This is a genomic window from Mesorhizobium sp. M4A.F.Ca.ET.020.02.1.1, from assembly GCF_004022645.1.
Lineage (GTDB): Bacteria > Pseudomonadota > Alphaproteobacteria > Rhizobiales > Rhizobiaceae > Mesorhizobium.
The window spans coordinates 1-6,313 of the sequence record NZ_RZOI01000341.1; the positions used below are offsets into that span (position 1 = coordinate 1).

At 65.4% G+C, this 6,313-nt stretch carries 6 protein-coding genes; 2 read left to right on the forward strand and 4 right to left on the reverse strand.

Annotated features, from left to right (window positions below; genetic code table 11):
* On the reverse strand, positions 1 to 1,709 hold a 1,709-nt coding region (locus EN742_RS20365), incomplete at its 3' end, for a DEAD/DEAH box helicase family protein (RefSeq protein WP_189375490.1).
* 110 nt (positions 1,710 to 1,819) lie between these two features.
* Positions 1,820 to 3,070 (reverse strand): hypothetical protein, encoded by a 1,251-nt coding sequence (locus EN742_RS20370; RefSeq protein WP_126058709.1) that lies wholly within the window; start codon positions 3,068 to 3,070, stop codon positions 1,820 to 1,822.
* Positions 3,071 to 3,180: 110 nt separating this feature from the next.
* On the opposite strand from EN742_RS20370, the gene EN742_RS20375 reads away from it, so the two are divergent.
* A complete protein-coding gene (locus EN742_RS20375; protein ID WP_126058710.1) occupies positions 3,181 to 4,224 on the forward strand; it encodes a CapA family protein in 1,044 nt (347 codons plus the stop codon).
* A 64-nt stretch (positions 4,225 to 4,288) separates the two neighbouring features.
* Entirely contained in the window at positions 4,289 to 5,260 is a 972-nt protein-coding gene (locus EN742_RS20380) for a DUF3137 domain-containing protein (RefSeq protein ID WP_126058711.1), read from the forward strand.
* Positions 5,261 to 5,263: 3 nt separating this feature from the next.
* Here the strand turns inward: EN742_RS20380 and EN742_RS20385 are convergent, their stop codons facing one another.
* On the reverse strand, positions 5,264 to 5,746 hold the full coding sequence (locus EN742_RS20385) for a DUF2314 domain-containing protein (RefSeq protein ID WP_126058712.1): 483 nt from the start codon (positions 5,744 to 5,746) through the stop codon (positions 5,264 to 5,266).
* A 53-nt stretch (positions 5,747 to 5,799) separates the two neighbouring features.
* The gene (locus EN742_RS20390) at positions 5,800 to 6,057 is read right to left on the reverse strand and encodes a SemiSWEET transporter (RefSeq protein ID WP_126058713.1); all 258 of its coding nucleotides are present in this window, start codon (positions 6,055 to 6,057) and stop codon (positions 5,800 to 5,802) included.
* Positions 6,058 to 6,313 lie beyond the last annotated feature (256 nt).

The following is a 6,313-nucleotide window of genomic DNA, read 5'->3' on the forward strand; positions in this document are numbered from 1 at the left end:
TGCTCGAGCTCCCAGCCGCCGGGCGTTGCCGAAACGGCGACGGAAAGGGGACGCATGGCGTCCCATTCCTCGAAGCGCAGCGGTCGGTTATCCATGCAGGACGGCAGGCGGAAGCCGTACTCCGCCAGCGTCGCCTTGCGGCGGAAGTCGCCGCGATACATGCCGCCGATCTGCGGCACGGTGACGTGGCTTTCGTCGATGAAGATCAGCGCATTGTCGGGCACATATTCGAACAGCGTCGGCGGTGGATCGCCCGGCTGGCGGCCGGTCAGATAGCGCGAATAGTTCTCTATGCCGGCGCAGGAGCCGGTCGCCTCCAGCATCTCCAGGTCGAAGCGGGTGCGCTGTTCCAGGCGCTGCGCCTCCAGCAGACGGCCAGCCTTTTCAAGCTCTTGCAGGCGATGCTTGAGCTCTTCCTTGATCGACTTGATGGCCTGATTCAAGGTCGGGCGCGGCGTCACATAGTGCGAGTTGGCGTAGATCTTGACGCTTTTCAGCTCGCCGGTCTTCTGGCCGGTGAGCGGGTCGAATTCGGTGATCTGCTCGATCTCGTCGCCGAACATGGAGATGCGCCAGGCGCGATCTTCCAAGTGAGCCGGGAAGATCTCGATGGTGTCACCGCGCACGCGAAAAGAGCCGCGGACGAAGTTGATGTCCTGGCGCTTGTACTGCTGGGCGACGAGATCGGCGAGCAAGGCGCGCTGGTCGAGCCGGTCGCCGATCTGCATCTGGAAGGTCATCGCCGTGTAGGTCTCGACCGAGCCGATACCGTAGATACAGGAGACCGAAGCGACGATGATGACGTCGTCGCGTTCCAAGAGCGAGCGCGTCGCCGAGTGGCGCATGCGGTCGATCTGCTCGTTGATCGAGGATTCCTTCTCGATATAGGTGTCGGTCCGGGGCACATAGGCCTCGGGCTGGTAGTAGTCGTAGTAGGAGACGAAATACTCGACGGCGTTTTCGGGGAAGAACTTCTTGAACTCGGCGTAGAGCTGGGCGGCCAACGTCTTGTTGGGCGCCAGGATCAGGGCAGGGCGCTGCGTCTCCTCGATCACCTTGGCCATGGTGAAGGTCTTGCCCGAACCGGTAACGCCGAGCAGCACCTGGGTGCGGTCGTTCTGGTCGACGCCTTCGACGAGGTCCTTGATGGCCGTCGGCTGGTCGCCGGCCGGCTCGAAATCCGACACCATCTTGATGGCGATGCCGCCTTCCGACTTTTCCGGCCGGGTAGGGCGGTGCGGCGTCCACAGCACGCCGTCCTTGTGCAGCGGATTGCCGGACTCGATCAGCGCCGATAGCGCGGCCACCGTGGCGGTGACGCCGCCGGACGAAATCGACTCGGCATCCTCCAGGCTGATGTCTAGGCCGGCGACCGGGTTGAGCCCCGCGGCCGTACGCTCCTTGGCCGACGCCGCGCCGCCCATCGAGGTGCCGCGCGCCGTGCGCCCGGGCGCGGACGAGCGTTCAGGGATCTTCTTGGGTGCTTTCGCCTTCGGCTGCTTTTCCGCCTCGCGCTCGATCTGCCCGGCCCAATCGGAAATCGAGCCGGTCAGCGGCGTGCCAGTAAAGTCGGCCTGCGGCGCTTCGGCAAAGCCGCCGGGCTCGAGCGACTCGGCGGCGTCGAGGAATTCGGTCAGCGGGCGCCGCTTCGGCGCGCCACGGTCGTCCAGCGCCGGTGGCGGCGTCTTCTTGTCGGGGTGTTTGGCCATGGCCCGAATATGGGAGGACTCGCCCGAAATGGAAAGAGCGGAGTGACTGGGCACGCACCCGCCACCGATGCTGCTGACAGAAGGCTGTCAGGAGCGATGGCGGGCCGCCCTCAATTGAACCATAGCGCGAAGGTCAGGAATCCGGCGCCGCCGAACTCGCGCTGGATCTGGTCGAAGTCGTCGCTGGTCAGGATTCTGCCGCTCTCGAAATAGGGCGCAATCGCCGGGCCGGTGATCGACAGCACCAGATCGAACGTCTTCGGCTCGTCGAAGAAGCGCTTCATGTTGATGCCCTTGCCGGTGATGCGGAAATGCGGCAGCAGCACGCGGCCCTCGAGCAGGTCCTCGGCCATATCGAGCGTGGCGAGCCAGGCCGTGACCTGTTCCTCGCCGACTTCGAGGCCGGTGAGCGGGTTCGGGCCCATCTGCTTTGGACCGGGCAGCCATTCGCGGTCGTTGTCGGTCTCGGCGCGGATCGCCTTCCAGTCCTCGCGCGACAGCCGGATCATCTCCAGCAGATGGCGGCGCGCGGCCTGTCGGCGTTCCGGCTCGACCACCGGCCAGTTGACCAGATGCACCAGCGAGATGAAGTCGGCGAAGCGCCATTCGGAAGCGAAGATCGAGCCGCTCATGCCGCCGTCCGGCGGCACGAGCACGTCCTGCAGCGGCAGTTTGGCGCGCGGGAACAGCATGTGGAACGAGCCGTCGAACATGGTCTTGAAATCATGCGCCAGCCAGAAGTCGGCCTGCGCCATCAGGAACTCGGCATAGCCTTGCAGCCAGTAACCGTCGGCGTGGTCGAAGCGGAAGGTCAGCGCCGGCGCCGGCCCGTCCGGCGCGCCGCCGCGCGACAGCGCGGCCATGATCGCGGCGGCGCTCTCGTCCGGGGCGATGTTGCCGTCCTCGTTGAGATCGATGCCGAGACGGGTGAGGTCGATGGCCATGCCGATATCGGCTTCGGCCGGCACGGAACCCAGCATGGCGGCGGATTTCTGCAGCCGGTCGCGGAAGGCGACCAGTATGGCCCTGAACTCCTCGTAGGTGAGCGGCTCGGGATTGGGATTGTCCGGCACCGGCAGCCGCATCAAGGGCAGCATGAAGGATTGCGGGCTTTCGAAACCGTGGCGATGCAGGCCGCCGCCCAGGATCTCCAGGGCGGTGAAGAATTCGCCGGCGCCGGCCGCGTAGGCCGATGCTGGATCGCCGGGCGCGGCTGTCTCCAGCGCGGCCAGCGCGCTGTCGCGGTCGGCGACGGTTCTGGCCTCGAACAGGGCTGCGGGATCCGGGGCAGCGGCGCCAGGAGAGACAAGCGGCAGGAGCAAAAACAGGGCTGATGCGGCAAGGCCCGACAATCGCTTCATGGTGGATCCTCCCGTCCGGTCCGGCGACAATACACGGATTTGCGGCGCTGCGCCTGCTGCTTCCTCCTGCCGGGCAGACGGTTTACACAGGGCAAACGAATGGGCATTGCGTGTCGAACTATCCGCTCACCTACAAATTGTCCTGGCTGCCCCGTTTCCTGCGGCCATCGCTTGGCGGCGATGCGCGGGGTTTTGCGCCACAGGCCGCGACCCTGATCGAGCCGCCGGCGCGGAAGGTGAGGCTGGCCTTCATCGGCGACATCTCGGCTGTCGCCAATCGCAGGGCACCGGAGTGCGATCCGGCCATCGCTGCACTGCTCGCTTCCGCCGACATGGTGGTCGGCAATTGCGAAAGCCCCGTCGTCGAGCGGCCGCGCGCGGTCGTGGGCACAAGGCTCGGCACGCATCATGCGATGACGGAGCGTTTTCTTGCCGACGCCCTGGCGGCGGTCGGCATTGCGCGCGAAAAACTCGTCCTGTCGTTGGCCAACAACCATATGCTCGACCAGGGCGTTACGGGTTTCGAGGAGACCGTTCGGGCGATGGAGCGGCTTGGCATCCGCACGATCGGCACGGCCGCGAAGGGGCCGGTCGAGCGGTTCGCGGCGGGACCGTTGACCATAGGCCTGTTCGCCTTCACGCAGTGGCGCAATGCCGATGCGGGGGTGTTCGCGAGCCGCGTGTCGATGCAAAGCGATCTTGGGCCGCGCGATGCGGCCAGGGGCGTCGATCTCATCTGCGCAGTGCCGCATTGGGGTTGGGAGTTCCGGCACTTTCCAAGACCGGAGACGCGGTTGCTGGCCAGACAACTGGCCGGGCAGGGCGTCGGGCTGATCGCCGGGCATCATGCCCATGTCGTGCAGCCGGTGGAGCGGATCGGCAAGACGCTTGTCGCCTACGGGCTCGGCGATTTTCTCGGCACGGCCTTTTCCCGCCAGCCATGGCCGGGCCGCATCGGCTCCATCCTCGTCGTCGACGTCGGCGTCGACCTCGGCATGCGCGGCGCCGTGGCGGCCTACCGGCAGCATCCCTTCATGCGGCAGCGCGTCGGCGACCATGAGCGGCTGGTCCCCGTGGAGGCGCTCGGGAGCGGGATTCGCGGCAAGGTCGAGAGCCGGCTGAAGGCGATTTTCGGCACCCCGGCCGAGGTCTGACGACTTTTGCGCAAAAGCCGCTATCATGGCCGCACGATGCACAGTCTCTGCGGCGGGGGTGGCGATGGAAGCGGCGGATTTCATGCCGAGCGAGGCGGTGATCGCCGGCATCAGGAAAGACATCGAGGCCTATGAGGCGAAACGGGCTTCAACCTACCGGCAGGTCCGCTGGCGGGTGCCGCTGTTCGTCGGCCTGGTGCTGTTGTTCGTGGCGCTTGTCGCCTGGCTGTTCAACGCGGCCGCCGACCCCAACGAGCAATGGTTCTCGACGCCGCACGTCTTCCTCTATGTCGGCGGCTTCGGGGCGGCGGTGCTGCTTTATTTCCAGGCGGTGAGACCGGCGACCAGGCTGCAGCAATCGTTCCGCGATACGGTTCTGCCGATGATCTTCGGCTTCGTCCGCGATGTGCGCTACCAGCATGGCGTGCGGCCGAATTCCTTCGACCGGCTGCCGCGGGAGACGATCGGGGCGTTCAACCGGCAGAGCTTCGACGACATCATATCTGGCCGCTACGAGGATTTTCCCTTCGAACTCTACGAGGCGAAGCTGACGGAGGGCTCCGGCAAGAGCCAGCAGACGGTCTTCAAGGGCGTCATCGTCGCCTTCGAGACCATCGAGCCGTTCCCCGGCATGTTGGTTGCGGCGCGCAAGGCCGGCAAGGTGGTCGGCTTCTTCCGCGGCATTTTCTCCAGCAAGCTGCAGGAACTGGCCTGCGGCGTGCCGGAACTCGACGCCAGCTACGAGTTCCGCACCGACAATGTCGAGGCGGCGAGGCCGCTGGTCACCGGACGCCTGGCAAGCGCGCTGACCTGGCTCGGCGAGACATGGCCATATGACCAGGCCCGCATCGCGCTCAACGGCAGTGACGGCTTCCTGCTCATGCCGCGCAGCAAGAATTTTTTCGAGCTGCCGGACATCTCCGTGCTGATCGACTACCAGACCCATATCGCGCCGATGATCGCAGATCTCGGCGCCATGCTGGCGACGGCGGCGCTGGTGCGCAAGATCGGTGCCGCGGACGACGCGGCGGGTTAGCTCTCAGCAGTCGAAGCCGTAATTGCTGCGCAAATCATCCGCATCCTGCTCGGACATCTTCTTCAGCATCACGCAGACGGTGTAGCTGCCGACCTGATGGCCGTCTCTGATGTAACCCCAGTCGGAAATGTCGTCGCGGGAGAATTCGATATACTGGCCGTAGACGACATTTTGGACGATCTCGGGCTCGTTGGCCAAAATGCCGGCAAAGCCCGAGGCGGTGCGCTTGAAGGGGATGACCCAGAAATGCTCCGTCGCATCGCCATCGACGATCATCACCTTCAGTTTGAATTTGTCGGTCCCCGGCGGCGGCGCCTCGGACAAGGCCAGGAAGTCATCCAGGCTGGCTCGCGCCTGTTCTATCGCCGTCGTCATCTCCGGATCGTCCGACCGCACCATGACGGTCTTGTCGTCGCCTTGGGCGTGAACATGCACGGGCGCAAGCGCCAGCATCAGGGACAGCACCGCGCGGGCTAAGAACTTCATGCAACGACCCCTCCACCCGGAAGGCGGGATCATCGTGCATCAGGTGCTGATTTTCAACCGAAGCGCAGCTTCATGCCGAGGATGGCGATCACGAACAGGAAGGTGACGCCATTGGCGAGGATGACCGGCCAGGAGCCGATCAGCAGGCCGTAAAGCGTCCACAGGAAGACGCCGGTGGCGATGGAGCCGGTGGCGAACAGCGAGATGTCGCCGGCGCGGCGCTCGCGCGCCACCTTGGCGACCTGCGGAATCCAGCCAAGCGTGGTGATGAGCGCGGCAAACGCGCCGATGATTTCAATTGCGGGATGCAAGGGCGGGGACTTTCGAACAGGCGCCTGATGTGCGGTGCGTCCTATGCCAGATCGATCGGGCCCTGGGAAGCGGGCAGCGCGGCTGGACCAATCAAACAAAAGCGGGTCGCCCCGCTTTGTTGCTTAAAGTCCGCTCGGCACGATCCCGGCCAGCCAGTCCGCCGACCGTTTCGCCATGCCGACCGTCGCGGACGCGGCGCGGCTGAGATCGGTCTTGACCACGCCGTAGCCGGCCTTGGCGCGGTCGAGCACCGCG